We start from the raw sequence: 25,781 nt of genomic DNA, 5'->3' as shown, positions 1-25,781 counted from the left end.
GTTTGGGAATCGGAACATGAACCAACTGAAAGCAATCTTTGGTGACAGAGCCCACCTGACCTGCTCCCTGTCGATTCTCATAGGCTGACACTAGCAATGTCCGCTCCTGGCACCAGGTTCAAATGACAATAATACCTAGATTTCAAGTGCAGCAAGGATGATGGTTTCCATTTTCTCCGGGGTAGTGAACGGCGCAAAACGCTTTAGCGGCTTGCCATCGCGTCCGATCAGGAATTTTGTGAAATTCCATTTTATCCGTCCCCCCAGCATGCCGGGCAACTCGTCTTTTAGATAACGAAATACCGGATGCGTAGCGGCGCCGTTAACCTCCACTTTATCAAACATTGGGAAGCTTACACCGTAGTTGATGTGGCAGGTCTGCGCGATTTCGTCGGCGTCGCCGGGTTCCTGCTTACCGAACTGGTTGCAGGGAAAACCAAGCACTACCAGTCCGCGAGCTGCATACTTTTTGTAAAGCGTTTCCAGACCTGCATATTGTGGCGTGAAGCCACAATGGCTGGCGGTATTTACCACCAGAACCAGCTTGCCAGCATAGTCAGCCATAGGGATACGCTGGCCGTCCAGGCTGGTGGCTGTTAGTTGATAAAAGGTGGTCATAGCGAACTCCTCAGAGCAGGACCTGTCAGACATCGGCATAGCCATACAGCATGGTGCTGCCGGGGCAAGTTAGGAGCGGAGGTGAGTCCGCTCGGTTTAGTGCTGCCAGATTCAGTCCCTAATGCTCCAAATCTTCGCGAGTGGGTCCTTGAAAGTAAAGGGTACTAATATGGCAACTACGCGGTTGAGTCAGCACAAAATGAATTGTTTCCCAGACAGAACGCCCATTCATTAGATGTTCTCCCATTCTGGATTGAGTGTCGACAAGAGGATCTAACCCGGTCAATTCAAAATCCGGTGGGTATAACCCGGTTACCCGTATATTTTCTTTGGATAACTGTTCCGACAGTTTAGTTGTAAAACCACTCATCCCGTGTTTACTGGCAAAAAAAGCGGGATGGGCAATTGAATCCGTAAAATTCGGAATGCCGCATACAGATATAATCGAAACAATGTCAGCACTGTCTGAGCGCCTTAATCCTGGAAGCAATGCCTGTGTTAGTAGAATTGAACCTGTCAGGCCTGAGCTGACGGTATTGTAGATTTCTGAGTCCGGTTGTTCGTCTATAGTCCCTGATAACCACTGAGCAGCATTGAGGATTAGAATGTCGATGGACCTGTCTATATCTAAGAGTTGTGAAGCAAACTGAGAAATAGATTCAGGCTGGGTTAAATCACACAGATACCCTTTTGCAACACCACCTTCAGCGGCGATGATGCTGCAGGTTTTGTGAATATCCTCAACCCGCCGGGCAGAAAAATCCACGTTGACGCCTTCTCGAGCCAACCAAACGCACAACGCCTGACCAAATCCTCCTCCGCCGCCGGTGATAACGGCTCTTTTACCTTTCAACATAACGATGCTTCCCTTTCGTGATGAGTTTGTGTCGCTGGATATATAGCATGGTGATACGGGGTCACATCTTCCCGTTAGTGCCATTTACGGCGGGATATAAATAGCGGTTTGCATGCGTTATATCGTTCTCAAAATGGGCTCAGCTCAGATTTAAGCAAAATGCACACCGACGGGGGGATGCATGATGGGACGTCAATCAAGATTAAAATACCGACAATCCCAATCCTTGTTTTACTTCTCTTAGCGTTTGCTGTGTGATGTCGTAGGCCTGCGCGCTGCCTTTTTTAAGCATCGCCATCAGCATACCTTTATCCTGAATATAGGTTGCCCGACGCTCACGCATGGGCGCGATGAGTTCTTGCAGGCACATCTCCAGCTCATTTTTGCATGCCCGATCACCCAATCCTCCTTGCTGATAATTCACTTTCATTTCTGCGACTTTGGCCTTATCCGGGTGAAAAGCATCCAGATAGGTGAACACGACATTACCCTCAATTTGCCCCGGATCGGACACTTTTAGGTGGTTAGGATCAGTGTACATTGCGCTGACGGCGCGATGGATAGTCTCTTCACTTGCCGACAGGAGCAGCGTATTACCGAGTGATTTCGACATCTTGGCGTTGCCGTCAATACCAGGAAGACGGCTGGTTTCGCTTAACATAGCTTTACAGTGATGCAGAACGGGGGTCGGTAACAGGCTATTCATCTTATGCACGATTTCATTAGTCTGTTCGATCATCGGCAACTGATCGTCGCCGACGGGCACCAGGCTGGCTTTGAACGCCGTAATATCTGCTGCCTGGCTGATGGGGTAAACCAGGAAACCGACCGGAAGCGAACGGGCGAAACCTTTTTGCGCAATTTCATTTTTGACCGTTGGGTTACGCTCGACGCGAGCCACGGTAACGATATTCATATACAGCGCGGTGAGTTCGGCAAGGGCAGGTAGTGCTGATTGTAAACAAAGGGTGGTGAGTGAGGGATCAATACCTGCAGCGAGATAATCGGCCAACACTTCGGGTATGTTATTTTGGATCTTTTGTGGATCGCTGCCGTTATCGGTCAGACCTTGCAGGTCTGCGACCAGAACAAACTGCTGATAGTCGTGTTGCAGTATCGCGCGTTGGCGCAGGGAACCGACATAGTGGCCAAGATGCAGTGGCCCAGTAGGGCGGTCGCCGGTAAGGATGATGGATTTGTTGTTCATAGAAGACTCCTTAAGCATAAAACCGAAAGGGGTCTCAAAATGCAAATAACCGCCTTTCGGCGGTTATTTAAAAATGGATAAACACATTCTGACCGCCTTTAAGAAGGCAGCCACCAACGCTTGTGGTTAAAACCGTTGCAATCGTGTTTTATATTCATCGGGTCAACATATCACTACCAGGGGTAGAGGTAAAGTAATGCTCCGCCCGCTCGGGGGGATATTTTAGGAAGTACCCGTCTGGGCTTACGCACCGCTTTTTAGCTCGCTTCCAGCATCCCAAAGCTCACTATACGCGAACGCCCCAGCTCTTTTGCGCGATACAGCGCGACATCCGCGGCACGTAACAGGTTATCGCTCTGGGCGTGCTGCGGGTAGCTGGCGACACCAATAGACACATCAACATGACCGATGTCAGAGACGCCAAAGCTGAGCGTCAACTCGCGTACCCCGTTGTAAATGTCCGTCGCAAAGCGATTGGCCGCTTCTTCATCCATACCGGCAAGCAGAACCAGAAACTCTTCACCACCGTAGCGGAAGGCCATTCCGTGGTCGTGAACAACGCGCTGAATAATTGCTGCGATACTTTTTATCACCCCATCACCTGCCTCATGACCAAATCGGTCGTTGATGTTTTTGAAGTGATCGATATCGATCATCAGGCAACTGATCGGTTCCTGGTTGTGGACAGCCTGACTCATTTGGGTGCGCAGAGTGTCTTCAAGGTGATGGCGATTGCGCAGACCGGTCAGTGGGTCGTAAAGCGCTTTTTCCAGTAATGCATCGCGCAGACGTTGGTTGGCTAATGCCAGTCCAAGTGCCTCGGCCATCAGCTCCAGATAAGCACGGGAAGGGGCGGAATTGTCACTGAGATTCTGGAATGAGAGCAGGCCGATGGCTTCCCCCTGGGCGATCAACGGTACGCACAGGGTATGATCCTGACACGACTCAGGCAGGTGGTAGCAGGCGATATCAGGCTCACCTTGCACGGGAGGATGACTTTGCCCACGGCGCACTGCCCAGCAGTCATCCAGATGGAAAGGGTCTGTTTTGCCTTGCGGCGAAAGCCACTCGGCGGCACAGCGCATGTGCCAGGCTTGCCGATCAAGAATGTAGAGCCGTCCGGCAACGCCAGGGGCAATGTTCGGGGCAAAAAGCTGCGCAACATTGATAACATCGGCAAAGTTTTCGCAGCCCTGTAAACGCTGGGTCATACGAGCCAACAGTTCACGGATCGCCCAGTCGGCGTCCCGCTCTTTCTCCAGCCGCTGCCGCACCAGGCCGTTCTCACGAAAGATGCGAATGGCTTGCGCCATATCGCCAATCTCGTCAATCTGATTAAAGTTAGGCGTTTCTACGGCATAATCCTGCGATGCGAGACGGTGAACCACGTCGCTCAGACGCACAACCGGACGCAGTACGCGGCGTTTCAAAATAAAGCCGAGGACAAACAAAAACAGCAGCGCGGTTAAACCGACCATAACTTCGGAGAGCGTACGCAGTATGCGGGAAGTCCTGGTGGCATCGTCAATGCTGTTACGTACACGGTTATCGAGCAACTGCCGGAAATGATCTATCCGCACCTGCGCCCGTTCCAGTTCCTGTTCATAGGCTTTGCCGTAGAGCAGGGCGATTGCCTGTGACGTTTCTCCGCGGGCCATACTGGCGAGCGCGGCTGCTTGCTCTTCCTGCAGCGCATCGACAATTTGTAATCCTTCATGCAGCAGCGCCAGCTCTTCACCTGTCGCGCCGAAGTCTTTTAATTTTGTTAACCGCAGCTCAATCGCTTTTAGTGATGACGCCTTTTGGCGATAGGCATTCAGTGCTTCTGGATCTTTGGCGATCACGTACTCGCGAGCTAAATCTGACAATGACCAGGCATCGAGTTCCACCTCTTCGGTTAGCTGATCAAATTTATACCGCTGCTCTACCACCTGACGTTCAGTATTGTCTGCTCCGGATGCCATCAGCATAACAACGCCGGAGGCAATGGTCAGGCATACCGTCGCACTGTAGGCCCAGTTGGTGATTGTGGCTATTCGCACTTTTTCGTTCCTTCTGCGACGATTAATGAATAAGCATGATTGAAATTATAGGAAACGTATGATTTTGCGTGAAAACAAAAGGCGACCCGCGGTCGCCCCTTGTTATCGTCATGCCATCATAAATCTGGAGGGTTTTTTCCTTCTTCCATGAAGGCTTCATCGATACCTTCTACGTTGCCCTCATGGTCACGTCCGGAGAACAGATTCCAGCTCGCCAAAAACAGTGCAGCGATTAGCGGGCCAATCACAAAGCCATTGATACCGTAAATCTCCATCCCACCGAGGGTGGTAATCAATATCAGGTAGTCCGGCATTTTGGTGTCTTTTCCTACCAGTAGTGGGCGCAGGATATTGTCCACCAGTCCGACAATAATGACGAAGAATCCGACAATAAACAGCCCTTGCCACAGTTGGTGGGTGGCAAAGAGGAAAATAGCCGCCGGGACCCAGACTATCGCCGAGCCAACCGCTGGCACCAACGAGAGGAATGCCATTAGTGCGCCCCACAAAACGCTGCCGTCGATGTCAACAATGGCGAAAGCAATGCCGCCCAGCGTGCCCTGCACGACAGCGACAACCGCCGTGCCTTTGACTGTCGCCCGCGTGACACCCACGAATTTGGCAAACAAGTGCTGCTTGGCAAAATCAGACAGCGGTAAGGAATCCAGAATCTGACGCACCAGATACGGTCCATCCTTCAACAGGAAAAATAGCAGGTACAGCATGATGCCAAAGCTGATGGCGAAGCCGAAGGTCCCTTTACCAATCAGGAAAGCACTGCCTGCGAGGTACTGTCCTCCCTGCAGCGCAATGTCGGAGAGTTTTTTCTGGATCTGCGCGACATTATCCAGATTGTGTTCTGCGAGGAATCCTCTGGCCCAGTCAGGAAGATAAGAAAGAATAGAACTGACCACTTCCGGAAACTGCGTATCGTTTTGCTGCAACTTGGTGTAAACCACATTCAGTTCTATTGCCAACGATGACAGGATCACCATCAGAGGAATAAAGACAATTAAGCAAATAATACCAATAGTGATTAACGATGCCAGACCGTTACGTTCGCCAAGCGCACTGCGCAGTTTGTTTTTTACCGGATTAAAGATAGTCGTCAGAATTGCGGCCCACAAGATTGCGGAGAAGTAGGGGGACAATACGTCGAAAAACGCCCAGGTCACGAGGGCAAGAATGAAAATGAAGAAACCTTTAGTCAGTCCGTTAAATCGCATTAGTGAATCCTGTAACTGAGAAGCAGTCTCGACTATAGAACTGTTCAGCAGAATTACCAACTGTGGATGTTGATTCCGGCTTAACGCCGCCTTGATGAGCAAACAGTGAACTCAGAGCAAAAAATTGCCGCGTGTTCCTGTCTCCGTAAGGGGTGAGCGAATGATCTATCTACTCGCCGAGAAAGGGGGCAACGTGTCTGGAAAGCCAAAAATTCTCCGTTGTTTACTGTCCACCATGAAGCGAGTTGATTCGCCAGCCGGTTGAAAATTCGGTATGATCTATCCCCACTTTTTAGTCTGGTTGTCTGATGTCTACGATTCTCGATACCTTTGTTGCTCCGCCGTGCCATGACGAAATAGAAATCCTTTACCAGGATGAACATCTGCTGCTTATCAATAAACCCAGTGGGTTGCTGAGTCTGTCGGGGAAAAATCCGCAAAATCTTGATTCGGTTCACTATCGTCTGGTACAGATATACCCGGGCTGCACGCTGGTACATCGGCTTGATTTTGGTACTTCGGGTCTGATGGTCGTTGCACGCAATAAAGCGATCAATGCAGCGCTCTGTCAGCAGTTCAGCCAGCGCGCGGTGACTAAGGTGTACAGCGCATTGTTATGTGGACACCTGAAACAGGATGACGGTGTGATTGATGCCGCCATTGTCAAAGATCCAGCACTGTTTCCGTTGATGTCGATTAGTGCTATTAGCGGTAAACCTGCGCGTTCCCGTTTTCGGGTGATTGAGCGCTTCAATCAGCTACTGAAGGATGGACGGTCACTGCCCCTGACACGGGTGCAACTGATGCCGGAGACCGGACGAACCCATCAGCTACGTCTTCACTGTCAGCATTTGGGTCATCCGATCTGGGGCTGCGATCTTTATGGTGGACGCGAGTGGCCTGGCACGGAGCAGACGTCGCGGCTGATGTTACACGCCAGCGAACTGCGCCTGGTACATCCCATCAGCCATGAACAAATCAACGTCTGCCATGCCAGCCCATTTTAATCCGGCGGCTATTACGGTGTTATCGTGCTGCACGCTGCAGAATGACGGCTGACGGCTGGCGTTGCAGAAAACGCATCCGCAGCATCATCAGCACCGCGGCAGAGGTCAGGCCAATAATAAAGCCCATCCAGAAGCCCGCTGGCCCCATGCGGTCGACGACCAGATCGGTGAGCGCAAGAATATATCCACTTGGCAAACCCAGCACCCAGTACGCCGTGAAGGTGATAAAGAAAATGGAACGCGTATCTTTATAACCACGCAGGATCCCGCTGCCAATAACCTGAATGGAGTCCGAAATCTGGTACACGGCAGCCAGCAGCATCAGCTGTGCAGCCAGTGTGACAACTTCAGGATTATTGTTGTAGAGCAGGGCGATGTGCTCGCGCAAAGTGACGGTGAAAATGGCGGTCATCATCGCCATACATACGCCGACACCTAAGCCAGTTCTGGCAGCGGTCTGTGCATCCAACGTTGATCCCTGACCCAGGCGGTATCCCACACGAATGGTGACGGCAGCCGCCAAAGACATCGGCAGGACAAACATTAATGAGCTGAAGTTCAGCGCGATCTGGTGTCCGGCCACGTCGACAATCCCCAGCGGGGAGACCAACAGCGCCACCACGGCAAACAGCGTGACTTCAAAAAATAATGCCAGCGCAATTGGCAAACCCAGCTGTACCAGGCGTTTCATCACCGCGGTGTCAGGTTTCTGGAAGCCACGCTCATTACGGATATCACGCATTGATCGGGCGTGTTTTACGTAAGAAAGCATGGCGGTAAACATCACCCAATACACCGCCGCCGTTGCCACACCACAGCCTACGCCACCCAGTTCTGGCATACCCAAATGGCCATAGATGAAAACATAGTTAACCGGAATGTTCACCAGCAGGCCGAGAAAACCCATTACCATTGCCGGTTTGGTCTTGGCCAGGCCTTCGCACTGATTACGGGCAACCTGGAAGAACAAATATCCGGGCGCACCCCATAGCAGCGCGCGCAGATATCCCACGGCTTTGTCGGCCAGTGCAGGGTCAATGTTATGCATAGAGCGGATAATGTATCCCGCATTCCAAAGCACAATCATAATCAGAACGGATACGATCCCCGCCAGCCAGAAACCCTGACGTATTTGATGAGCAATACGATCGCGGCGCCCGGAACCGTTAAGTTGCGCAATCACTGGCGTCAGAGCCAGCAACAGCCCGTGACCAAACAGAATTGCGGGTAGCCAGATGGACGTACCGATAGCAACGGCTGCCATGTCCGTCGCGCTATATCCGCCGGCCATCACGGTATCGACGAATCCCATTGCGGTTTGAGCGATTTGCGCAAGAATCACCGGAATTGCCAGAGCTAATAACTGACGCGCTTCACTTACATACTTTTGCACGTGTACACCACTATATTGTTGTTATTTGAGAGACTAAAAAAGCCGCCTTATATGGCAGCAAGGAGAAAATGCAGGGGGAATTTCAGTCTATTGTAGCGAGGAATCCGTATTTCTCCAGTGAAAAAATAGGCGGGAGCGGCGCATTGCTGGCAACCTGATTTTCCACCTGCTATTGTGCACAGCAGAGATGTCTTAATTGAGTTCAGGAGTTACAGGTATGTTTACGGGTATTGTGCAGGGCACCGCGAAACTGGTGTCGATTGATGAAAAACCGAATTTTCGCACACATGTAGTGGAGTTACCTGAATACATGTTGGATGGGCTGGAGACCGGCGCATCGGTAGCACACAACGGCTGTTGTCTGACAGTGACCGAAATTAACGGTAACCAGATAAGCTTCGATCTGATGAAAGAGACGCTGCGAATCACCAATCTGGGTGACCTGAAGGTCGGCGATTTGGTCAACGTTGAGCGCGCAGCAAAATTCAGCGATGAAATTGGCGGACATTTAATGTCAGGCCATATTATGACTACCGCCGAGGTATCGAAAATTCTGACCTCAGAAAACAACCGCCAGGTGTGGTTTAAAGTTCAGGATCCGTTGCTGATGAAATATATCCTGTACAAAGGATTTATCGGTATTGACGGTATTAGCCTGACGGTTGGCGAAGTCACACCGACACGCTTTTGCGTGCATTTGATTCCGGAAACCCTGGAACGTACAACGCTGGGCAAGAAAAAACTGGGTGCGCGAGTCAATATCGAAATCGACCCGCAAACACAGGCTGTTGTTGATACGGTTGAACGTGTATTGGCCGCGCGTGAAAGCGCTATGAGCAACGTTACTGGCGAAGCGGGCGTTTAAGTCGGAATAAAAAGCCCCCGGTAGTTCGGGGGCTATGCTGTCTAACGGGGAACGCGGAGCCCGTGTTCAACGCCACGAGAGAACACAACCTGCCACAGCTGGATGTCGCGCGCGCGAAATGCGCCAGCACACGCATTCAGGTAATAACTGAACATCCGTTTAAAGCGTTCACTATAGTTGGCGGCAATTTCTGGCCAGGCGGTTATGAAACGCTCGTGCCAGGCCATCAGGGTAGTATCGTAATCCGCACCAAAGTTATGCCAGTCTTCCATCACGAAATGTGGCTCGCTGGCGTTGGCTATCTGGCGAACTGACGGTAAACAGCCGTTCGGGAAGATATATTTATTGATCCACGGATCAACATTATTGTCGGTTTTTTTAGAGCCGATGGTATGCAGCAAAAAAAGACCGTCTTGCTTTAAATTACGGTCAACAACGTCAAAATAGGTGTTGTAGTTTTTCGGCCCCACATGCTCAAACATACCGACGGAAACGATACGGTCAAACCGGTCATTCAGGTCACGGTAGTCCTGCAGCAAAATCGTGACATCCAGCCCTTCACAGCGCGTCTGCGCCATTTTTTGCTGTTCTGCTGAAATAGTCACGCCAGTCACGCTCACCCCGTATTGTGACGCCATGAACTGGGACAAGCCTCCCCAGCCGCAGCCAATATCGAGAACGCGCATACCTGGTTTCAATTGCAATTTATCGGCAATCATTTTTAGCTTCGCCTGCTGGGCAGATTCCAGGGTATCGGCATCTTTCCAGTAGGCGCAGGAATATTGCATGTAGGGATCAAGCATGCGGCTAAAGAGATCGTTGCCAAGATCGTAGTGTTCTTTGCCAACGACCCACGCACGTTTTTTGGTTTGTAAATTAAACAGACGGGCCGTTGCGATACGTAGCGTATCTCTGAAGTGGCGGGGAAGTTGGCTTTCAAGACCTGCACGCAGGACTTTGCTAAAAAACATATCCAGCCGATCGCATTCCCACCAGCCGTCCATATAACTTTCACCTAAACCCAACGACCCTTCCTGCAACACGCGTTTGAAAAAGTCGGGGTTTTTAACGCGAATATCTGCCGGTGCCGGGCCATTAATAGTAATGCCTGCACGGCTCAATAGCTCATTGGTGATTCGGTACCAGTCATCATCCGGTACGCTGACGTCTTCTATACATGATGAACTCATAGCTTCTCCATCACTGGTCGGTGATCAGAACCTTAAAACAGCGTAGACGCTTTTTTGGGCTTTGTGAGAAATCTCACGGAATTAATCCGCGAATCTATAATCCGACGTAGAACAGAGGAAGGGAGGAACCCTTGCCGAAAAGGCCATCCATGGAAGAACGGGAACCTGCTTGTTCCCGTTACTCTATAAATCTTATCGTTTTATTAACAACCGAAAATCAGTATAGGCCTGAATTTTTGGCTATTCAACCGAAAATTGTTAGCGGGCTAACTAAATGCCCGCAACAATGATTAATGTGACTCACCGTGTGCAACTTGCGCGCTCTCATCCGGCAAGGATGTGTTCTCAGCCTGTGACTGCATTTTGTAACCTAACGCGGCCAGCAACACTGTCGTCAGCATAACGCTGGTGGTCGTGAGCAGCGGCGTGCTGATTAACCACGAAACGACCAGGCTTGCCAGGAAGCATAACCCCAGTTGCAGCGTATTCTGCAACGCAGCGGCGCGCCCTGTTGCCTGAGGGAATGGGCGCAGCGCCTGAGCGACAACGATAGGGTAGATTGCCCCGTTCGCAATGGCCATCACGCAGAATGGGATCAGGATTTCAGCCAACGCAACGTGGTGAATAAAGCCTGTAGCCCAGGTGCCGATAACGCTAATGGCGTACAGGATAAGCAACCATGGCAGAAGCTGGCGACCCTGCCATTTTTGCAGTGCCGCGCGGCAGCCGTAACCCCCGATCAAAAATGCAATAGTTTGCGGGACATAGCTCAGACCAATCACAGCCGGGCTATAGCCCATTTCGCTAAGGATAAATGGTGAACCCGTCAGCCATGCGAAGAAACTTGCAGAACATGCTGCGTAAATCAGTACATTTCCACGGTATGCTTTGGAGCGCAGCAGCGTAGCGAACGTCAGTTTATCCTGGCTGTCGTCGCGCGCTTTTGCCGTTGGTTTTAAGCGCAGGGCCGGCAGCATCAGGATCAGGGTAATCGCAAAAAGGGTAGCAAAAATGGCCTGCCAGGAAAAATGTACCAGGATCCAACTGCCTAATAACGGTGCAAGTGCAGGGGATAATCCAACCAGCGGCATAATGGTGGCAAAAATGCGGTTTACTTTTTGTGAAGGATAATAATCGGTAACCAGCGCCTGCCAGATAACCGAAGCCGCACAGACACCAACGGCCTGAATAAAGCGTAGCACCAGTAAGCCGGTGGCGTTTTCTACCCACAACATGCCCAGGCTGCCCAGCGCGAAGATGGATAAGCCCAGCAGCAAAATAGGTTTGCGACCATAGTGGTCAGAGAGTGGCCCCCACAAAAGTTGTGCGACGGCAAATCCCGCTAAGAACAAGCTAAGGCTGGCACTCACGGCAGAGGCGGGCGTCTGTAAATCGGACTGAATAGCCGCAAAGGCGGGCAAATACATATCCGTTGCCAGAAAACCCAGCACGCTAAGACCTGCCAGCCAGACTAAAAACCCTTTTCCCGGTTGCATTATCGTTTCTCTTTTTAGCAATAGAACATTGCCGCTGAGTGTAGTGAGTGTAATTCTCGCTGTGAAACGCTAATATTTGCTTACTGATTTCAAATTTTTTGCAGGCAGAATATGTGGTCTGAATATTCACTTGAGGTGGTTGATGCGGTGGCGCGTAACGGTAGCTTTAGTTCGGCCGCGCAGGAGTTGCACCGCGTACCTTCGGCGGTAAGCTACACAGTGCGCCAACTGGAAGAGTGGCTGGCTGTGCCACTTTTTGAACGTCGTCATCGGGACGTGGAATTAACGCCTGCAGGTGCGTGGTTTTTAAAAGAAGGCCGATCTGTTATCAAAAAAATGCAGATCACCCGTCAGCAATGTCAGCAAATTGCCAACGGCTGGCGCGGGCAGTTGGCGATTGCAGTCGATAACATTGTCCGCCCGGATCGTACCCGCCAGATGATCGTGGATTTCTACCGCCATTTCGATGATGTGGAACTTCTGGTCTTTCAGGAGGTGTTTAACGGCGTCTGGGACGCGCTTTCAGATGGTCGGGTGGAGTTAGCTATCGGAGCAACGCAGGCCATTCCGGTAGGGGGGCGCTATACGTTCCGTGATATGGGAATGCTGAGCTGGAGTTGCGTGGTGGCCAGTCATCATCCGTTGGCGGCAATGCCGGGACCGCTCAGTGACGATACGTTGCGCAACTGGCCATCGCTGGTACGCGAAGACACGTCCCGTACGCTGCCAAAGCGTATTACCTGGCTACTGGACAACCAAAAACGCGTCGTGGTGCCTGACTGGGAATCATCGGCCACCTGCTTGTCAGCCGGACTCTGTGTCGGGATGGTACCGACGCATTTTGCCAAACCGTGGATCGATAGCGGAAAATGGGTGGCGTTACAGCTGGAAAATCCGTTCCCGGATGCCGCATGCTGTCTGACATGGCAACAGAACGATACGTCGCCGGCATTGAGCTGGCTGCTGGACTATTTAGGGGATAGCGAAACGCTGAACAAGGAGTGGCTGCGGGAGCCGGATGAGGCTCCCGCACAACAGTCTTAACGACGGTAATCGCGGAACGGGCCGTCGGCCACGGAGCGACGCTCTACCAGGCGTGGGTGTACCTCGATGGACTGCGATTCTTCACGTTTATTCACGATTCGGTCTAACAGCATGTTGAAGGCCGTTTCACCAAGTGAATCTTTTGGCTGATGGATGGTTGTCAGCGCAGGGGTGAAGTAACGGGCGTTGCGCACGTTGTCGTAACCGATAACTGAGATATCCTGCGGCACGCGCAGTCCCATCTCATCTGCGGCACACAGCGCACCCATCGCCATAATATCGCCACCACAGAATACGGCGGTTGGGCGATGTGACTGGGAGATGATTTGCTGCATAGCGCGGTAGCCGGATTCAGGCTCAAAATCACCCTGGACAATCCAGTTGTCAGGCACTTTAATCAGCGCTTCTTCCATCGCTTTCATGAAGCCAGCCAGGCGGCCTGCGCCGGTATTACGCTCCATAGGTCCTGGGATCACGCCGATCTCACGATGACCGCGTTCAATCAGATACCGGCCTGCCATGTAACCGCCTTCGAAAGCGTTATCAATGACGGTATCGGTAAAGTCGGCTTTTGCTTCGCCCCAGTCCATAACCACCATTGGAATATGGCGATACTCTTCGAGCATGGAAAGCAGTGATTCCGGATATTCTGAACACATTACCAGCAAGCCATCTACGCGCTTTTGCGCCATCATAGACAGATAAGCCTGCTGTTTTTCGAGACTGTTCCAGGCGTTGCCCAAAATCAGGGTGTAGCCTTTCTGGAAACAATTTTTCTCAACGGCCTCGATAATTTCGGCGAAATATGCCGCTTCGCTGCTGGTTGCCAACAAACCGATCGATTTGGTGTGATTCACCTTCAGGCTACGTGCAACTGCGCTAGGGGAGTAGTGCAGCTCTTTGATCGCTGCCCAAACAGCGTTGCGCGTTTCTTCAGCGACAAAGCGCGTTTTGTTAATTACGTGTGATACGGTTGTAGTGGAAACGTTTGCTCGCTTCGCTACATCTTTAATAGTTGCCATTACATCTCACTCCAGACCATATCCTAAGCTCCTGAGAATACTCCAGGTAAACGTTTGCCTTCACACACCCTCAACGCAACGTCAGGGTTGCGGCACGCCGGGAAAACGACACGGAACGTCAGGAAGGGGTCAATGGCCGGTACGCTAATCAAGTAAGCGTGGAATTTTGTCTGATCTTAACGAAAAGGGGAAGAGTTAAAAGCAGTTATCAATATAAATCGTGAGAGATTTTTGCTTTCAAGTGTGTAAAAATGCGCAATATCACTTTTTGTGTGGGAATAAAAAGGAGAAAACTTGATGAGCACCGATCTGAAATTTTCGTTAGTAACGACCATAATTGTTCTGGGCCTGATTGTCGCGGGTGGCCTGACTGCAGCACTGCACTGATTTCCCCCGAGGGAGTTCGCTCTCCCTCATCCTTTCTGCTTGCCTTTTCCGTCCTATTTTTTGCAAATAAGCAAAAGTCTTTTGCAGTTTTGTTAACTTTATTAATTTTGCGATCAATGTCATGCTTTTGACATCTTATGATGTGTCGTGCCAAGGCTCGACGTTACGGAGTCGATAGATGAAACTCAATTATCCTTTACTGGCGCTGGCGATAGGTGCGTTTGGCATTGGAACGACCGAATTTTCTCCTATGGGGTTGCTACCCGTCATTGCCAAAGGCGTGGATGTATCCATTCCGGCCGCAGGGATGTTAATCAGCGCGTATGCGGTAGGCGTGATGGTTGGCGCCCCGCTGATGACATTACTGCTGTCCCATCGTGCGCGTTGCAATGCGCTTATCTTCCTGATGGCCATTTTTACGTTGGGTAATGTACTTTCGGCGATATCTCCGGATTACACGACGCTGATGCTGTCGCGCATTTTGACCAGTCTTAACCACGGGGCATTTTTCGGCCTTGGCTCTGTGGTTGCCGCAAGCGTGGTGCCCAAACACAAACAGGCCAGTGCCGTAGCAACCATGTTTATGGGGTTAACTATTGCCAATATTGGCGGTGTTCCCGCAGCAACCTGGCTTGGGGAAACCATCGGCTGGCGTATGTCCTTTATGGCGACGGCGGGACTGGGTGTTATCGCCATGGTCAGCCTGTTCTTCTCATTACCCAAAGGTGGGGCAGGAGAGCGCCCGGATGTCCGCAGCGAACTGGCGGTACTCATGCGTCCGCAGGTGTTGTCGGCTCTGCTGACGACCGTTCTGGGGGCCGGGGCGATGTTTACGCTTTATACCTACATCTCACCCGTGCTGCATAGCATTACTCATGCTACACCGGCGTTTGTCACCGCTATGCTGGTGCTGATTGGCGTTGGGTTCTCTATCGGTAACTATCTGGGGGGTAAACTGGCTGACCGTTCGGTTAACGGTACGCTGAAAGGCTTTTTACTGCTGCTGATGATTATTATGCTGGCGATACCTTTCCTTGCGCGTAATGAGCTGGGTGCGGCCGTGAGTATGGTGGTGTGGGGTGCAGCAACGTTTGCGGTGGTTCCGCCGCTGCAGATGCGTGTGATGCGCGTTGCCAGCGAGGCGCCTGGATTGTCATCGTCAGTTAATATTGGCGCGTTTAATCTGGGGAATGCCCTGGGAGCAGCGGCTGGTGGGGCGGTAATTTCCGGAGGGTTGGGCTACAGTTTCGTACCGGTAATGGGGGCGATTGTGGCGGGACTTGCGCTACTGCTGGTCTTTGTCTCGGCAAGGAAACAAGCGGAAGAAGTCTGCAACGCAACGAATTAAAAACAAAAACGCAGAAGGGAAACCCTTCTGCGTTGTCATCTTATGCTGCGAAGTTTTTCGCAACAAATTCCCAGTTCACCAGTGCCCAGAAGTGTTCCAGGTAGCCAGGACGGGCATTACGATAATCGATGTAGTAAGCATGTTCCCACACGTCAACGGTCATCAGCGGCGTCGCGTCAGTCGTCAGCGGTGTACCTGCGTTGGAGGTGGACACGATAGCCAGTTTGCCATCCGTTCCTTTGACCAGCCAGGTCCAGCCAGAACCGAAATTCTTGATAGCGGCATCGGTGAATTGTGCTTTGAAGTCTGCAAAGCTGCCAAAGGAGGCGGCAATCGCTTCGGCCAGTTTACCGGTCGGCTCGCCACCTGCGTTCGGGGCCAGGCAGTTCCAGTAGAACGTGTGGTTCCAGACCTGGGCTGCGTTATTGAATACACCACCTTCAGAGCTACGTACGATCTCTTCCAGTGATTTACCTTCAAACGCCGTGCCTTTAATCAGGTTATTCAGGTTAGTAACGTAAGTCTGGTGATGTTTGCCATAGTGGTATTCCAGCGTTTCGGCAGAAATGTGCGGTGCCAGAGCATCTTTGGCATACGGTAATGCAGGTAATTCGAACGACATTGCTTCTCTCCTTATTATTTATATTGAGTACACACAATAGCCTCATTGTGAGTAAGGATAGGATAGCAAATTGAAAGGTTATGCAAAAGAAGAACTTACCCTACAGCATATTCTGTAGGGTAAGTTTTTAGCGAATTGTTTTCGGCGTCATTACACGGCGAGCGCCCACGTAGTGGCGTTGCCAGTAATCTTCGCTCAGAGAGGTTATTTGAATTTCCTGACCGCTGCGTGGAGACTGGATAAATTTACCATTGCCGACATAGACGCCAACGTGGTCGGCGGTACCGCGACCTTGCGTGCGGAAGAAGACCAGATCACCGTTTTTCAGTTCGCCACGTTCAATTGGCGCAGCGTCGCGCAGGTGATACATTTCATTGGCGGTACGCGGAATACGGAACTTGACCAGATCTTTGTATGCGTAATAAACCAGCCCGCTGCAATCAAAACCGGTTCTGGGTGAGGTGCCCCCCCAACGGTAAGGTTTGCCGATTTGGTTCATCAGGGTAGACATGGCGGTTTTGGTTGCTTTCTGTACTTTCACTTTATGTACATCAGCAACGGCTGTTGGCGCAGTCGTCTTCACTTTTACACAACGTGGCTTATGACCTTTGCGCGGGGTACATTTTTCAGTCCAGGTGACGGCGGGGGATTGTATTGCCGCTGTTTTACTACGGCGGTTTGCTGTTTTCGTCGATTTTGCCGGAGTCGCTGTGCGTTTTTTGGAGGAGGAAGCCGTTTTCGTACTGGTTTTACTGGTGTTTTTTGTCGCCGTTTTCTTGTTGGTTTTTGTTGCTTTTTGGCTGGCTGTTGCGCTTTTCTTTTTATCTACCGTCTTGACGGTGTGGGAAGCGGTAGGTGTCGTCCTGGCCTGCTTGGAAGCATGAGCCATAGGCGTTAAAGGCAGTGTGGTAAAAAGTAAAGCACAGAGCGTGATCGAGATTCGGTTTATCCGCGCCACTGAGCAGTCCTCTGGTAAGGCAGGTCTATCGTGCCTGCGTGTGATTTTCAAAACTTGACGATTCTAATCTATAGAAAGAGGGAAAGTTAATAGCTTTTTTCGTTTAAAACTACGTTTCGTAACCGACCGCAAAAAAAAACAGCAATTCAGGGCGTAATTGGTGAACAGATAATCAAATCCACAGGCTCCATGCGGATAAATGAGATTGTGAATGCAACTTTTAACGACAGGCGATAAAATAATATCGCGTAATGAAAATGTTATTTTCCGTTACCTGCCTGACCCGCTACAATGTCAGACTACTGCCGTAAAAGAAGTTTAAGGAAGCAAGATAATGAGCACCACTATCGAAAAAATCCAGCGCCAGATCGCTGAAAACCCGATTCTCCTGTACATGAAAGGTTCCCCAAAACTGCCAAGCTGCGGTTTCTCTGCTCAGGCTGTGCAAGCGTTGTCCGCCTGTGGTGAACGTTTTGCTTATGTTGATATTCTGCAGAACCCGGATATTCGCGCCGAGCTGCCGAAATATGCCAACTGGCCGACTTTCCCACAGCTGTGGGTTGATGGTGAACTGGTAGGCGGCTGTGACATTTTAATTGAAATGTACCAGCGCGGGGAGTTGCAGCAGTTGATTAAAGAAACTGCTGCGAAATACAAAACCGAAGAGCCAGACGCTGAGTAATTTTAGCGGAAATAAAAAAGCGACCTGTGATGGTCGCTTTTTTTATCGGTCCGTTATGCTTCTTCGGGCATGGGAAGAGGCCAACCGCCGAGGCGTTTCCAGCGGTTAACGATTTCGCAAAACAGAACGGCTGTCCGTTCTGTGTCATACAGCGCCGAGTGCGCCTGAGTCCCATCAAACTCCATTCCTGCAGCCAGACAGGCTTTCGACAGTACTGTTTGCCCCAACGACAGGCCGCTTAATGCTGCCGTATCAAAGGTGACGAAGGGGTGAAACGGATTACGTTTCAGTGAAGCGCGTTCTGCTGCAGCCATCATAAAACTGTGATCAAATGTCGCATTGTGCGCCACCATGATAGCCCGATTACAGCCGCTATCTTTGATACCTTTACGCACCATTTTGAAGATGGCATGCAGCGCGTCGTACTCGCTGACCGCGCCACGCAGCGGGTTGCTCGGGTCGATACCGTTAAATGCCAGCGCTTCGGGTTGTAAATTCGCCCCTTCAAACGGTTCAACGTGGAAATGTAACGTCATGTCCGGCATCAGCCAGCCTTGTTCATCCATTTTCAGAGTGATGGCGGCAATTTCAAGCAGCGCATCGGTTTTTGCGTTAAATCCTGCTGTTTCGACATCAATGACGACAGGATAAAAACCACGAAAACGGTCACACAGACCGGAAAGTTGAGCGTTATCGGACATCTGGGTCTCTTAATACGGGAAAATTGCAGCGCGTATTATGGCAAAATGATGAGTATAAAACTACGGGCACAGACGATCTGCGCCCGAGGGGAGGTTAGTCGCCCAGACCGCGGCCGGCGTCTTTTTCTTCGATCAGCTCAATTTTATAGCCGTCCGGATCTTCAACAAACGCGATCACAGTTGTGCCGCCTTTTACCGGACCCGCTTCACGCGTTACGTTACCGCCGTTTTGACGAATACGTTCACAGGCCTCTGCCGCGTTATCTACGCTCAGGGCGATATGACCGTAGGCTGTGCCCAGCTCATACTTATCGACACCCCAGTTATAAGTCAGTTCGATCACCGCTTCGCTGGTTTCCGGGCCGTAGCCGACAAAGGCCAGAGAGTACTTGTATTCAGGGTTTTCGCTGGTACGCAGCAGCTTCATGCCCAACACGTTAGTATAAAACTCGATGGAACGCTGCAGGTCACCCACGCGCAGCATGGTATGAAGTAAACGCATCTTTTTCCCCTTCGAAAATGGCTAATACATTCAAAATGTTGTTTTAGTATAGCGGCGTTGTTACGCCGCTATCAATGGCAGAACTGAGTTTGTGAGATTACAGGGTAGGATAATCGGTATAGCCTTCAGCACCGCCGCCGTAGAAACTTTCCGCACGCTGTGGATTGAGCTCGGCTTTACGCTGCAGACGTGCAACCAGATCCGGGTTAGCAATGTAAGCACGACCAAAGGCAACAGCATCGATCAGACCTTTCTCGATCAGTGATTCGGCTTTCTCTGGCGTATAGGCGCCCGCACCAATAATCGGACCGTGGAAACGGGCGCGAACTTTCTCGCGAAACGCGTCTGAATACGGTTCGCCACCAGCCCAGTCTGGCTCGGACATGTGCAGATAAGCAATGCCGCGCTTGCCCAGTTGTTCAATCAGGTACAGAGCATCAGCCTCTTCATTCGGACCGTTGTCGACGTTCTGGAACGAGCCGATAGGGGAAACACGGATACCAATGCGATCGGCACCCCATTCTTTAATACCTGCATCGACGACTTCCAGTACCAGACGCGCACGGTTTTCAACGCTACCGCCGTATTGATCGGTACGCTGGTTAGACGTTGGTGACAGGAATTGATGCAGCAGGTAGCCGTGAGCGGAATGCAGTTCAACCATGTCGAAACCCGCTTCGCGTGCGTTGGCAATCGCCTGACGGAAGTCATTTACGATGCCTGGGATTTCTGCGGTTTCCAGCGCACGCGGCATTGAGGTATCGACACGTGTTGCCTGGCTATTTTCATCGCGCAGTGAGGTGCGGGTACCGGCGCTAATCGCAGAAGGCGCAACCGGTGCCTGACCATTTGGCTGCAGACTGGCGTGAGAAATGCGCCCGGTGTGCCACAACTGAACAGCAATATGACCTTGCTCAGCATGTACGGCCGCAGTGATTTTTTTCCACGCGGCAATCTGTGCTTCGCTGTGTAGCCCCGGCGCCCCTGCGTAGCCTTTCGCCTGGGCGGAGATCTGCGTCGCTTCGCTGATAATAAGACCTGCGCTGGCGCGTTGACGGTAATACTCGGCCATCAGCGGAGTAGGGATGTCGCCCGGCTCGATGCTGCGCAGACGCGTCAGTGGCGCCATGAATATGCGGTTCGCTGCCGTAATGGCGCCCACTTTCAGTGGGGAAAACAGTTTTTCAGATGACATGTGGCACTCCTGAATAGACCGGTCGTCTAGTAATAAAGGAAATAAAAACGCCTGTTAAACGGCAGGCGTTGTAATGATGGTTTTAACGTGCGCCAGCGCATTTTCCAACGGAGTGGCGCTACGAGAAATCTTGGCCTGGAGGTTGGCGCCCAGCCACAATGCATACAGCACCTGTGCCTGCTGTAACGGCTCGCCAACAAAGGACAGACAGTGATTGCCCCGGCCTTTCTCCAGCGCCTGCGCTAACAACGCAATAATGTGCCGTGCACCTTTATCCATCGCTGTGCGCATATCCTCTGACAGATCGCACACTTCGGCAGACAGCTTAACGGTTAAACAGCCGCTGATAATCCCGTGCTGGCTAAATTGGTTCAGGGTTTCCTGATAGTAGGCCAGGATACGGTCGCGGTAATTCCCCGCCCCTGTAGCAAAATGCGTAGCCAGTCGCTGATGATAGGCCGCATAGTGGCGTTCCAGCATCGCGACGCCGAACGCTTCTTTAGAGCGAAAATAGTGATAAAACGAACCTTTAGGAACTTCAGCGGTTTTCAGTAGTTCGCTTAAGCCCATGCCGGTGAAGCCGCGCTGCATACACAGCAGTTCGCCGGTCGCCAGCAGATGTTCGCGTGTATCGTGTTCAGTGACTTTGTTCATGGGAAAAATTGTAATAGACCAGTCGGTCTAATGCAATAGCCCTTGCGAGAAATTCAGTTAACGTCTTCAATAGGTATATCAATCTCACTAAAGGAGGGGATGTGGCCGAACAGCTGGAGTTTTTCCCCGTCCAGAGCCCATGCCGTGGAATATGTCAGTCTGACGAACGCGGTTTTTGTCGTGGATGTTTTCGCAGTCGGGATGAGCGTTTTAATTGGCAGAAAATGAGCGATGCCCAAAAGCAGGAGGTACTGCGGCTTTGTCGCCAGCGCCTGATGCGTAAATTACGCGCAAACAAATCCAACCCGCCGGAAGAACCGCAACAACCTTCACTCTTTTAAAAGCGTAATTGCGTATACTCGATGCACATTCACTTATAAGGAAGCTGCTATGGTTCAGCGTATTACTATTGCGCCGCAAGGCCCGGAATTTTCGCGCTTTGTGATGGGGTACTGGCGCCTGATGGACTGGAATATGTCCGCACGTCAGCTAGTCAGCTTTATTGAGGAACATCTCGATCTGGGTGTCACGACTGTCGATCACGCGGATATTTATGGCGGATACCAGTGTGAGGCGGCGTTTGGCGAGGCGATGAAACTGGCACCGCACCTGCGTGAAAAAATGCAGATTGTGACCAAATGCGGTATTGCCACGACGGCGAAAGAGGAAAACGCGCTGGGTCATTACATCACTGACCGCGCCCATATTATTGCCAGTGCCGAACAGTCGCTGAAGCTGCTGGCAACCGATCATCTTGATCTGCTGTTGATCCACCGTCCCGATCCGTTAATGGATGCAGACGATGTGGCGGAAGCTTTCAAGACATTACATCATAGCGGTAAGGTGCGCCATTTTGGTGTCTCTAATTTCACCCCGGCACAGTTCTCATTGTTGCAATCGCGTCTACCGTTTACGCTGGCAACCAACCAGGTTGAGATCTCTCCGGTACATCAGCCGCTCCTGCTGGATGGTACTTTAGATCAACTGCAACAACTGCGTATCCGTCCAATGGCCTGGTCCTGCCTCGGCGGCGGTCGCTTGTTTAATGACGATGCGTTCCAGCCATTACGAAATGAACTTGCCGTGATAGCAGAAGAACTGAATGCACAGTCCATAGAACAAGTGGTGTATGCGTGGATCCTGCGTCTGCCGTCGCAGCCACTGCCGATTATTGGCTCGGGTAAAATCGAACGTGTGCGTGCTGCAATTGAATCAGAGTCATTGAACATGTCTCGCCAGCAGTGGTTCCGTATTCGTAAAGCGGCGCTCGGTTACGACGTGCCTTAATCACGTATTCAGCGTTCCGTCGTTCAAATTTGTGTCACTGGATTACACTTATCAGTCAGACACCTGGATGACGGAGGTTGTATGAAACGTTTGAGTTTAGCCATCATCACGTTATTGGCCTGTGCAGGTGCTCAGGCTGCCAGTGAGAAGGTGGTGATGAATCTGGTGACGTCGCAGGGCGTTGGCCAGGAGATTGGTACGGTCACTATTGCCGAATCCGCAAAAGGGCTGGAGTTTACGCCTGATCTTAAAGCACTGCCACCGGGTGAACATGGTTTTCATGTGCATGCTAACGGCAGTTGCCAACCCGCTATCAAAGAGGGTAAAGCCTCAGCAGCAGAATCGGCTGGCGGTCATTATGATCCGCATAAAACTGGCAAGCATGAAGGTCCGGAAGGCACAGGTCACATGGGTGACCTGCCATTGCTGGTGGTAAATAACGAAGGGAATGCGACAACGCCGGTTGTTGCGCCGCGGCTCAAAACGCTCGACGAGGTAAAAGGTAAGGCGCTGATGATCCATGTGGGTGGCGATAATATGTCCGATCAACCGAAACCACTTGGCGGCGGAGGTGCGCGCTACGCCTGTGGTGTTATCAAGTAATCAGCGACTCAGCGTGCCCGGTGGCGGCGCTTGCTCAAGTTGTGAAAGTGAGCAGTGTAGTCGCCAGATAAGGGCCGATAACTCCTGCGCTGCGGGCTGATGATGATGGGCCAGTGCATCACAGATGCGCTGGAGTTCGTTAAGCGTGGCATTCAGCGGACGTTGCTGCACGCCACGTTCACTCATCACATCGCGTAACAGTGATATACACACATCCCTGACGCGCGCCAACGGATCTGATCGTGCCTCCCAGACGCGAAGTTGCCATACCACGTGTGAGCAGTTCAGTAGCACCACTCCCCAGCGTAGTAACCAACGTCGCGCCAGTGCATCCTGGCTGTTGCTGAGCTGGCTGACATGATGATAGGTCAGTGACTCAAACTCATTTTCACTGAGTGACGGATGGCGGCTAAGTTGATCAACAAAGTTACGCCGTAACGCGCGAATATGACGGCGGCTCTTTCTCGCATCAGAACCTGGCCGCAGAATGGCAAAAGCCAGCCACGACAGAGCGACGCCCGTGATCTTCGCCGTATTGTCATTCAAAAAAACTGCAAAATCATAGACGGGAGGATTGGTCACCGCGATGAACGATCCCATAAATACGATCAGCTGTCCCCAAAGCCCCGCCAGTTTCGGCATCTGTAATTTTAACAACTGCATGGTGGCAAGCAGTGGGAAGAGAAACAGAATGAACTGCCAGAGATCGGTAATTTGTACCATCAGACCGAATTTCACCACAAAACTGAACAGCGACAGCAGGACCAGCGTGCGCATCAGCAAAGAGAGTGATTTGAAGGGGGCTGCTACGGCGGAATACAACACGCAGCTGATGGCGGCAAGTGTCAGAGCCCCGGAGCCTGATTCCCATTGTGCGCCAATGCTCCACGCGCCGATTGCCATCAGCGTAATGAAGGTACGCAATCCGCTCCAGAGAGCCTCCGCGTTATCGGTATGACGGGCAAGACCCGGCGTGCGCTCAATATTGATATTATCGACCGTAACCCCCTTTTCCAGTAAGCGCAGATAATGGCTGCTTTTCAGATAGATACGGCAAAAATAGCGCAGACGCTGCCAGAAGGCGACGTGCCGATAGTCATGCTGATCGACGGGGCACAGCGGGGCGATAATCCGCGCGACGGCGTAGCTGTCGGTATCGGGTTTTACCAATGCGTTCAGCAACTGCTCAATGACATTCCGGGTATTTGCCGGGGGATTGGGCCAGTTCAGTAGCATCCGCCGCAGACTGGAAATTACGCTGGTCAACCGCAACTGCTGGTGTAACAACGCATTGAGCAAGGTATTTTGACGGCGAAAACGGTAGTGGCTCCAGAACGCCTGAATACGTAGCAGATTCATGGTCAGGATTTGGCCGATCACCCCTTCATGGGCGGTGCGGATAGCATCTGTGGTTTCTGGCTGCCAGAGTAAACTGGCATGCTCCAGCAAACGTGCATGCATATTTTTCAATGCGGTCAGCAGCGTGGTGCCATCGGATGTACTGGGCAGGATCATCATCATCAAGCCGCCACACAGGATCCCGACAATGACTTCGCACACACGTGCCTGGGCGATATCCCACAGTTGCGTAACCTCTGTAATATGCACCATTGGAAACGCAATAATCGCTGCGGTATAGCCTGCCAGTTGAAAAGCGTAGGCCACGTTGTTGGTGAAATGCGCGCACGCCCAGGTACAAAAACCGATCCAGACTGACATGCTCAACAGAAACAGCCACGGTTCATTGAGTGTATGGCCGGCTATAATCAATGCGGCCGTTGCACCAAGTAAACTGCCCGCGATACGCCCCAGACTTTTGCTGATCACGCCACCAACGGTTGGAAAACTGACTACCGCTGCTGATGTCATCGCCCAGTAGGGTTCGTCCAGATTGAGGTAATAGGCGAAGGTTAGCGCCAGACACATCGCAATAGTATTACGCAGCGCGTAACGCCATTGTCCGCTCGTGGCTTTAAACCACGGCAGACTGGCTGGTGTCAGGCGGGGCAGTTTCATTTTTGCTGACCGATGGACACGCTACAGGTTGTCCCCGAAACCAGCGTAACATCGTGCGGAAGGGTATCAAATTCGATACGAACAGGAACCCGCTGCGCCAGACGGACCCACGGAACGTTTGGTTTGATGTCAGGAACCAGACCGGAATTGCTTTCCACGCTCTGATCATAAATAGCGCGACCAATGCTGGAAACGTGACCCTGTAACTTAATGTTGCCGCTGTAGAGAGTGATTAGAGCAGGTGCCCCGTCTTGAATATGGCGTAGCTTGGTTTCTTCGAAATAGCCCATGACATAAAAAGAATGACTGTCGACCAGAGCAAACAGCGGTTTACCCGTTGAGGCGTAGTCTCCGGTACGGGTTGATAGATTGGTGACCCAGCCTGTGACCGGGGCTTTGACTACCGTTTGCGCCAATTGCCACTGAGCATGGCGCAAGCTGGCCTGGGCTGCGGCAACGGTCGCCTGCATGGCTTTTACATTGAGCAGTGCACTGTCCAAATCTTCTGCCGAGATGAAATTTTGCGACAAATTGCGGCGACGTCTGGCTTCATTATCGGCTTTGGTCAGATCGGACTGCGCTTTGGCCAGTTGAGCCTGTGCATTCAGCTCAGCTATTTGGAAAGGGGTCTTGTCGATAACAAAAAGAATATCGTCTTTGTTAACCAGTTGATTATCTTTAATGTTGAGTTCACTAATGCTGCCAGAGATTTGCGGTGTGATGCTGACCTGTTCAGCGCGGACTTTTCCGTCACGCGTCCATGGAGATTGCATATAGTAATTCCACATCCACCACCCGGCGAGGACGGCGATGACAGCGACTATAATAGTGGAGAAGTATTTAATGGTTTTAAGCGACAT

25 protein-coding genes and 1 pseudogene are annotated in these 25,781 nt (G+C 51.5%); 9 read left to right on the top strand and 17 right to left on the bottom strand.

Translation table 11 applies throughout. The features are described from left to right. Positions 1 to 135: 135 nt before the first annotated feature. From OGY19_RS14755 to OGY19_RS14735, 5 genes are all read right to left on the bottom strand, one after another. Positions 136 to 618: a glutathione peroxidase gene (locus OGY19_RS14755; RefSeq protein WP_115602091.1), complete on the bottom strand. Its 483-nt coding sequence runs from the start codon at positions 616 to 618 to the stop codon at positions 136 to 138. A 118-nt stretch (positions 619 to 736) separates the two neighbouring features. Further along, complete coding sequence (locus tag OGY19_RS14750) at positions 737 to 1,474, bottom strand: SDR family oxidoreductase (protein WP_115602090.1); 738 nt, start codon at positions 1,472 to 1,474, stop codon at positions 737 to 739. A gap of 202 nt (positions 1,475 to 1,676) precedes the next feature. After that, positions 1,677 to 2,681, bottom strand: coding sequence for a tryptophan--tRNA ligase (trpS, locus tag OGY19_RS14745; protein ID WP_048211775.1), 1,005 nt, complete (start codon positions 2,679 to 2,681; stop codon positions 1,677 to 1,679). Between the two features lie 257 nt (positions 2,682 to 2,938). After that, positions 2,939 to 4,723 carry a diguanylate cyclase gene (locus OGY19_RS14740; protein ID WP_061067850.1) on the bottom strand — a complete coding sequence of 595 codons (1,785 nt, stop codon included), beginning with the start codon at positions 4,721 to 4,723 and terminating at the stop codon, positions 2,939 to 2,941. Between the two features lie 116 nt (positions 4,724 to 4,839). Then, positions 4,840 to 5,949, bottom strand: a complete 1,110-nt coding sequence (locus OGY19_RS14735; protein WP_061067851.1) for an AI-2E family transporter — start codon at positions 5,947 to 5,949, stop codon at positions 4,840 to 4,842. Positions 5,950 to 6,257: 308 nt separating this feature from the next. On the opposite strand from OGY19_RS14735, the gene OGY19_RS14730 reads away from it, so the two are divergent. Next, positions 6,258 to 6,956: an RluA family pseudouridine synthase gene (locus OGY19_RS14730; RefSeq protein ID WP_048211772.1), complete on the top strand. Its 699-nt coding sequence runs from the start codon at positions 6,258 to 6,260 to the stop codon at positions 6,954 to 6,956. 19 nt (positions 6,957 to 6,975) lie between these two features. On the opposite strand, the gene mdtK is transcribed toward OGY19_RS14730, so the two are convergent. After that, positions 6,976 to 8,349, bottom strand: coding sequence for a multidrug efflux MATE transporter MdtK (gene mdtK, locus OGY19_RS14725; RefSeq protein ID WP_115602089.1), 1,374 nt, complete (start codon positions 8,347 to 8,349; stop codon positions 6,976 to 6,978). A gap of 217 nt (positions 8,350 to 8,566) precedes the next feature. Between mdtK and OGY19_RS14720 the strand changes: the two genes are divergently transcribed. Continuing rightward, entirely contained in the window at positions 8,567 to 9,214 is a 648-nt protein-coding gene (locus tag OGY19_RS14720) for a riboflavin synthase (protein WP_061067853.1), read from the top strand. A 41-nt stretch (positions 9,215 to 9,255) separates the two neighbouring features. Here OGY19_RS14720 and cfa read toward each other — a convergent pair whose 3' ends face one another. Both cfa and punC read right to left on the bottom strand, forming a co-directional pair. Next, positions 9,256 to 10,404: a cyclopropane fatty acyl phospholipid synthase gene (gene cfa / locus OGY19_RS14715; protein WP_061067854.1), complete on the bottom strand. Its 1,149-nt coding sequence runs from the start codon at positions 10,402 to 10,404 to the stop codon at positions 9,256 to 9,258. 290 nt (positions 10,405 to 10,694) lie between these two features. Beyond that, positions 10,695 to 11,900, bottom strand: a complete 1,206-nt coding sequence (punC, locus tag OGY19_RS14710; protein WP_048211768.1) for a purine nucleoside transporter PunC — start codon at positions 11,898 to 11,900, stop codon at positions 10,695 to 10,697. A gap of 111 nt (positions 11,901 to 12,011) precedes the next feature. On the opposite strand from punC, the gene punR reads away from it, so the two are divergent. Continuing rightward, positions 12,012 to 12,944: a DNA-binding transcriptional activator PunR gene (gene punR, locus OGY19_RS14705; protein ID WP_048211767.1), complete on the top strand. Its 933-nt coding sequence runs from the start codon at positions 12,012 to 12,014 to the stop codon at positions 12,942 to 12,944. Here the strand turns inward: punR and purR are convergent. Next, positions 12,941 to 13,966, bottom strand: a complete 1,026-nt coding sequence (purR, locus tag OGY19_RS14700) for an HTH-type transcriptional repressor PurR (RefSeq protein WP_048211766.1) — start codon at positions 13,964 to 13,966, stop codon at positions 12,941 to 12,943. The two genes, punR and purR, sit on opposite strands and share 4 nt — an antisense overlap. Before the next feature lie 297 nt (positions 13,967 to 14,263). Here purR and cydH point away from each other — a divergent pair, with 297 nt between their 5' ends. Then, the gene (gene cydH, locus OGY19_RS14695; protein WP_003029209.1) at positions 14,264 to 14,353 is read left to right on the top strand and encodes a cytochrome bd-I accessory subunit CydH; all 90 of its coding nucleotides are present in this window, start codon (positions 14,264 to 14,266) and stop codon (positions 14,351 to 14,353) included. Positions 14,354 to 14,531: 178 nt separating this feature from the next. After that, positions 14,532 to 15,701, top strand: coding sequence for an MFS transporter (locus tag OGY19_RS14690; RefSeq protein ID WP_115602088.1), 1,170 nt, complete (start codon positions 14,532 to 14,534; stop codon positions 15,699 to 15,701). Between the two features lie 40 nt (positions 15,702 to 15,741). Here the strand turns inward: OGY19_RS14690 and sodB are convergent, their stop codons facing one another. After that, complete coding sequence (gene sodB / locus OGY19_RS14685; RefSeq protein ID WP_048211764.1) at positions 15,742 to 16,323, bottom strand: superoxide dismutase [Fe]; 582 nt, start codon at positions 16,321 to 16,323, stop codon at positions 15,742 to 15,744. A 127-nt stretch (positions 16,324 to 16,450) separates the two neighbouring features. Then, positions 16,451 to 17,281, bottom strand: a complete 831-nt coding sequence (locus OGY19_RS14680) for a C40 family peptidase (protein ID WP_115602087.1) — start codon at positions 17,279 to 17,281, stop codon at positions 16,451 to 16,453. A 334-nt stretch (positions 17,282 to 17,615) separates the two neighbouring features. On the opposite strand from OGY19_RS14680, the gene grxD reads away from it, so the two are divergent. After that, positions 17,616 to 17,963, top strand: coding sequence for a monothiol glutaredoxin 4 (gene grxD / locus OGY19_RS14675; RefSeq protein WP_003832760.1), 348 nt, complete (start codon positions 17,616 to 17,618; stop codon positions 17,961 to 17,963). 53 nt (positions 17,964 to 18,016) lie between these two features. On the opposite strand, the gene rnt is transcribed toward grxD, so the two are convergent. The 4 genes from rnt to OGY19_RS14655 form a co-directional block, all read right to left on the bottom strand. Beyond that, a complete protein-coding gene (gene rnt / locus OGY19_RS14670) occupies positions 18,017 to 18,664 on the bottom strand; it encodes a ribonuclease T (protein WP_048211762.1) in 648 nt (215 codons plus the stop codon). A gap of 94 nt (positions 18,665 to 18,758) precedes the next feature. After that, positions 18,759 to 19,166, bottom strand: a complete 408-nt coding sequence (gene gloA, locus OGY19_RS14665; RefSeq protein ID WP_003029198.1) for a lactoylglutathione lyase — start codon at positions 19,164 to 19,166, stop codon at positions 18,759 to 18,761. Positions 19,167 to 19,263: 97 nt separating this feature from the next. After that, a complete protein-coding gene (locus OGY19_RS14660) occupies positions 19,264 to 20,361 on the bottom strand; it encodes an alkene reductase (RefSeq protein WP_115602086.1) in 1,098 nt (365 codons plus the stop codon). Between the two features lie 54 nt (positions 20,362 to 20,415). Then, positions 20,416 to 21,015: a TetR/AcrR family transcriptional regulator gene (locus OGY19_RS14655; protein ID WP_048211760.1), complete on the bottom strand. Its 600-nt coding sequence runs from the start codon at positions 21,013 to 21,015 to the stop codon at positions 20,416 to 20,418. Between the two features lie 101 nt (positions 21,016 to 21,116). On the opposite strand from OGY19_RS14655, the gene OGY19_RS14650 reads away from it, so the two are divergent. From OGY19_RS14650 to sodC, 3 genes are all read left to right on the top strand, one after another. Further along, complete coding sequence (locus OGY19_RS14650) at positions 21,117 to 21,356, top strand: DUF1289 domain-containing protein (protein ID WP_048211759.1); 240 nt, start codon at positions 21,117 to 21,119, stop codon at positions 21,354 to 21,356. A 49-nt stretch (positions 21,357 to 21,405) separates the two neighbouring features. Then, the gene (locus OGY19_RS14645; RefSeq protein ID WP_061067856.1) at positions 21,406 to 22,302 is read left to right on the top strand and encodes an aldo/keto reductase; all 897 of its coding nucleotides are present in this window, start codon (positions 21,406 to 21,408) and stop codon (positions 22,300 to 22,302) included. A gap of 81 nt (positions 22,303 to 22,383) precedes the next feature. Next, complete coding sequence (gene sodC / locus OGY19_RS14640) at positions 22,384 to 22,905, top strand: superoxide dismutase [Cu-Zn] SodC (protein ID WP_115602085.1); 522 nt, start codon at positions 22,384 to 22,386, stop codon at positions 22,903 to 22,905. Here the strand turns inward: sodC and OGY19_RS14635 are convergent. Both OGY19_RS14635 and OGY19_RS14630 read right to left on the bottom strand, forming a co-directional pair. After that, positions 22,881 to 24,921: pseudogene (locus OGY19_RS14635) on the bottom strand (FUSC family protein). The gene sodC and the pseudogene OGY19_RS14635 sit on opposite strands and share 25 nt — an antisense overlap. Next, positions 24,918 to 25,781 carry an efflux RND transporter periplasmic adaptor subunit gene (locus OGY19_RS14630; RefSeq protein WP_115602084.1) on the bottom strand — a complete coding sequence of 288 codons (864 nt, stop codon included), beginning with the start codon at positions 25,779 to 25,781 and terminating at the stop codon, positions 24,918 to 24,920. The pseudogene OGY19_RS14635 and the gene OGY19_RS14630 overlap by 4 nt, the downstream one beginning before the upstream one ends.

Origin of the sequence: Citrobacter sp. Cy070 (assembly GCF_030332245.1) — a bacterium.
GTDB lineage: Bacteria > Pseudomonadota > Gammaproteobacteria > Enterobacterales > Enterobacteriaceae > Citrobacter > Citrobacter youngae.
This window is presented reverse-complemented; position numbering and strand designations above follow the sequence as displayed.

Bases quoted from the DNA above. Each gene is read 5' to 3' on its own strand.
- OGY19_RS14755 (WP_115602091.1), bottom strand. From the start codon at position 618: ATGACCACCTTTTATCAACTAACAGCCACCAGCCTGGACGGCCAGCGT.
- OGY19_RS14750 (WP_115602090.1), bottom strand. From the start codon at position 1,474: ATGTTGAAAGGTAAAAGAGCCGTTATCACCGGCGGCGGAGGAGGATTT.
- trpS (WP_048211775.1), bottom strand. From the start codon at position 2,681: ATGAACAACAAATCCATCATCCTTACCGGCGACCGCCCTACTGGGCCA.
- OGY19_RS14735 (WP_061067851.1), bottom strand. From the start codon at position 5,949: ATGCGATTTAACGGACTGACTAAAGGTTTCTTCATTTTCATTCTTGCC.
- OGY19_RS14730 (WP_048211772.1), top strand. From the start codon at position 6,258: ATGTCTACGATTCTCGATACCTTTGTTGCTCCGCCGTGCCATGACGAA.
- OGY19_RS14720 (WP_061067853.1), top strand. From the start codon at position 8,567: ATGTTTACGGGTATTGTGCAGGGCACCGCGAAACTGGTGTCGATTGAT.
- cfa (WP_061067854.1), bottom strand. From the start codon at position 10,404: ATGAGTTCATCATGTATAGAAGACGTCAGCGTACCGGATGATGACTGG.
- punC (WP_048211768.1), bottom strand. From the start codon at position 11,900: ATGCAACCGGGAAAAGGGTTTTTAGTCTGGCTGGCAGGTCTTAGCGTG.
- punR (WP_048211767.1), top strand. From the start codon at position 12,012: ATGTGGTCTGAATATTCACTTGAGGTGGTTGATGCGGTGGCGCGTAAC.
- purR (WP_048211766.1), bottom strand. From the start codon at position 13,966: ATGGCAACTATTAAAGATGTAGCGAAGCGAGCAAACGTTTCCACTACA.
- cydH (WP_003029209.1), top strand. From the start codon at position 14,264: ATGAGCACCGATCTGAAATTTTCGTTAGTAACGACCATAATTGTTCTG.
- OGY19_RS14690 (WP_115602088.1), top strand. From the start codon at position 14,532: ATGAAACTCAATTATCCTTTACTGGCGCTGGCGATAGGTGCGTTTGGC.
- sodB (WP_048211764.1), bottom strand. From the start codon at position 16,323: ATGTCGTTCGAATTACCTGCATTACCGTATGCCAAAGATGCTCTGGCA.
- grxD (WP_003832760.1), top strand. From the start codon at position 17,616: ATGAGCACCACTATCGAAAAAATCCAGCGCCAGATCGCTGAAAACCCG.
- rnt (WP_048211762.1), bottom strand. From the start codon at position 18,664: ATGTCCGATAACGCTCAACTTTCCGGTCTGTGTGACCGTTTTCGTGGT.
- gloA (WP_003029198.1), bottom strand. From the start codon at position 19,166: ATGCGTTTACTTCATACCATGCTGCGCGTGGGTGACCTGCAGCGTTCC.
- OGY19_RS14660 (WP_115602086.1), bottom strand. From the start codon at position 20,361: ATGTCATCTGAAAAACTGTTTTCCCCACTGAAAGTGGGCGCCATTACG.
- OGY19_RS14655 (WP_048211760.1), bottom strand. From the start codon at position 21,015: ATGAACAAAGTCACTGAACACGATACACGCGAACATCTGCTGGCGACC.
- OGY19_RS14645 (WP_061067856.1), top strand. From the start codon at position 21,406: ATGGTTCAGCGTATTACTATTGCGCCGCAAGGCCCGGAATTTTCGCGC.
- sodC (WP_115602085.1), top strand. From the start codon at position 22,384: ATGAAACGTTTGAGTTTAGCCATCATCACGTTATTGGCCTGTGCAGGT.
- OGY19_RS14630 (WP_115602084.1), bottom strand. From the start codon at position 25,781: ATGTCGCTTAAAACCATTAAATACTTCTCCACTATTATAGTCGCTGTC.